Source organism: Nonomuraea sp. NPDC049784, assembly GCF_040659615.1.
Classification (GTDB): Bacteria; Actinomycetota; Actinomycetes; order Streptosporangiales; family Streptosporangiaceae; genus Nonomuraea.
In genome coordinates, this window is sequence record NZ_JBFAMX010000923.1 from 1 (window position 1) to 2,943 (window position 2,943).

Consider the following 2,943-nt stretch of genomic DNA (forward strand, 5'->3'; position numbering starts at 1 on the left):
CTTGGACGGCGGCGTGCGGGTCCACATGCGCCGAGGACTGGAACCAACGCGGGGCATAGGCACCCGCTGCGATCAGGGCCAGGTCGATACCGGGGTAGCGAGCGCTGATCTCGCTGAAATGCGAGCCGTAGGCGGTGTCGCCGCTGTGGTAGATGCGCTGCCCGGCCGGGCTGGTGATCAGCCAGCTGGCCCACAAGCTGCGATAGACGGCCAGCGGGTGGCGGCCGGACCAGTGCGCGGCGGGAAGGCATGCCAGCTTCAGGCCGTCGACGTCGGCCTGCTCCCACCAATCCAGTTCCAGAACTCGGCGAAAGCCCTGGCGGCGGAACCAGCCTCCCACCTTGGCCGGCACCAGCACGGCGACGTCGCGGGGCAGCCTGGCCAGGGTGGGCTTGTCGAAGTGGTCGATGTGATCGTGCGTCACCACCACGGCGTCGATGGCGGGAAGGTCGGCCCAGCGCACCCCAGGTGGGGTGAGCCGTGGCCGCACCCCGGGGATCGTGTTGGACCAGACCGGGTCAATCAAGATGGCCCGGCCGTCGACTCGGACCAGCCATGAGGCGTGTCCGATCCACGTCACGGCCATGGTGCGAGGGTCGGCGGGTGGCAGACCGCCATGGTGTACGGGCAGCAAGTGCGCGTCGGACAGGTCTCGCCGGGTCCAGCCGCCCTGCAGTCCGATGCGGATAAGGTCGCGCACGCCAGGCAGCGGATGGAGGCGGCGGCTGCGGAAGCTGGCGGGCCATCGTCGTGGCCCACTCATGCGAGGCTCACACATGACGGGCCTTCGGGCAGGTCAACACGAGCGCGGGCGGCATGTTGCGCCAGACAGGCCCCAGCACGGTGATCGGGCCGATCGTGTGCTCCAGCAGGCGGCGGAAGCGGCGGCAACTGGCGAACGGCCAGGCGCTCAAGGTGATGATCGTTGAGAGGCGGCAGCCGGGGTTGAGTGTCGCATGGATCTCTTCCAGGATGCGCTGTTGGACGTGTGCGGGCATGCGCGTCCAGGGCAGCGCGGAGATCACCGCGTCGGCACGGTCCACGTCGCAGCTGTTGAGCAGACTCCGGAGCCGGGCCGCGTCGCCGTCCAGCACGTGAAGCCACGGCCGGGTGCGCCTGAGGTGCCGCGCCATCCCAGGGTCGATTTCCACGGCGATGTGCCGGCCGCCCCTCGGCAGCCGACGAGCGATGGCGTCGGAGACAACACCGGCACCCGGGCCGAGTTCGACGACAGTGGGCGTGTCGGTGACGGGTACCGGAGCGGCCGCGATCCTGGCCAGCGCTCGTGAGCTCTGCGCGATGGCGCCGATCTGGCGAGGGCGACGGATGCTGGCGGTAAGGAAGGCCAACGTATCGCCGCGCAGGGGCGTGCTGTTGCTAGGGGCGTGGGCATGAGGTCGCGTCCCAGAGCCGCGCGCGGTGGACGAGGGCTGGCCCGGTGGTCCAGGCACCGGGGTGACAGGCATGGTCACAGGAAGATCCTTTCGGGGGCATATCCGACCGGGGCGAAGGGAAAGGGCAGGAGCGTGCGCGGATGAGCCGTTCCTTCGCCGGCCGGTTGACGGGCGTCGAAGGCAGCAGCCGTCAGACGAGCGACACAGCGGCGCGTGGCTACCTACGGGCAGTGATGAGATGTGGACACGTGCGCCTCGCGCAGGGCGGTGTTGATGCTGCGTGTGGACACAACGACGGCAAGCAGGTCTGTGGCCCAGCGCAGGGCGATGTCGTGGAACTCGCGGTTGAAGGAGGCGACGGCGTCGGCGGCGATGAAGGTCTTGATGTTGCGGTTCAGCGCGTCTTGGGCGGTGAAGTACACACCGATGTGGGCGTAGACGCCGCAGATGATGATCTGATTGCGCCGCTCATCAGCTAGGAGCTGCTCCAGTCGAGTGCCGTAGAAGGCGCTGTAGCGTCGCTTGGTCAGCATACGGTCGTCCGCGCTTGGTGCGATCGCGTCGGGGATGGCCGTGTCGGCGAGGGCTGGCCCGATACCCGACCCCCAGAAGTCGGCCAGGAGTCCCCGTTCGGCGAGAGTCTGGCCTCCAGGCTGCCGACTGTAGATCACAGGGATCTTGAGCTCAGCGCAGGCCTCGCGCAGGGCCAGCACGTTGGACATCAGGTCCGTCGCCGGCGAGGTGTCGCGGCAGTAGCTGCGCAAGAAATAGTCCTGCATGTCATGCACGATCAGCAGGGCCCGATCCGGGTCCAGCGTCCAGTCCACGCGTGGCTCTGGGAAGGTGTCGGGCATCTCATACGAGATGGCGTGGGGCAACGGCATGGGAACGTCCTCTTCTGTGGAGGGTGAGGCCTGACGGGCAGCCGGGCTGTTGCTTGGCGCGTGCCCGCCGCCTGGTCAGGTTGCGGAGCGGGGCCGGGCGAACGTGTCGCGGCCCGGTGATTCAGCGCGGAACGGCGTGCAGGGCGCGCAGCATGGTCAAGAACTTCGCGTCCGTTTCGGCAAGCTCGTGGTCTGGGTCGGAGCCAGCGACGATGCCCGCGCCGGCGTATAGGCGCAGCCGCTGCTGGCTCTCCTCCAGTACGCCGCCGCGCAGCGCGATCGCCCACTCACCGTCGCCGGCGGCGTCCTGCCAGCCCACCAGCCCTGCGAAGTAGCCGCGGTCGACGCCGAGCCCGCCCTCCAGCTCGGCAATCAGCGAGGCAGCCTCAGCGGTGGGGGTGCCGCACACGGCAGGAGTGGGGTGCAAGGCGGCGGCCAGCTCCACCGAGGAAGGTGCGGGGGTGGTCAGCCGGCCAATGATGGGTGTGGCCAGGTGCCACATCGTGGGAGTGGCCAGCAGGGTCGGCTCAGGCACGTGCAAATGGTCGCAGTGGGCGGCCAGTGCCGCCGCGACGGCGTCGACGACCAGGCGGTGCTCGTGGCGGTCCTTGACGGAGTTCAGCAGGCGTTGGCCGATGGCCTGGTCCTCGCGCGGGTTGGCGGGG

General features: G+C 69.2%; 4 protein-coding genes. All 4 read right to left on the reverse strand.

What is annotated here, in order from left to right; translation table 11 throughout:
- The coding region (locus AB0J09_RS61075) for an MBL fold metallo-hydrolase (RefSeq protein ID WP_360713179.1) at positions 1-700 on the reverse strand (700 nt) is incomplete at its 3' end.
- Positions 701-770: 70 nt separating this feature from the next.
- Positions 771-1,349 carry a methyltransferase domain-containing protein gene (locus AB0J09_RS61080; protein WP_360713181.1) on the reverse strand — a complete coding sequence of 193 codons (579 nt, stop codon included), beginning with the start codon at positions 1,347-1,349 and terminating at the stop codon, positions 771-773.
- Positions 1,350-1,615: 266 nt separating this feature from the next.
- Complete coding sequence (locus AB0J09_RS61085; RefSeq protein WP_360713183.1) at positions 1,616-2,248, reverse strand: isochorismatase family protein; 633 nt, start codon at positions 2,246-2,248, stop codon at positions 1,616-1,618.
- Between the two features lie 151 nt (positions 2,249-2,399).
- Positions 2,400-2,943, reverse strand: a 544-nt coding sequence (locus AB0J09_RS61090) for a chorismate-binding protein (RefSeq protein ID WP_360713185.1), incomplete at its 5' end; no start/stop codon positions are given.

Coding starts and splice junctions, on each gene's coding strand:
- AB0J09_RS61085 (WP_360713183.1), bottom strand. CDS start 2,248: ATGCCCGACACCTTCCCAGAGCCACGCGTGGACTGGACGCTGGACCCG.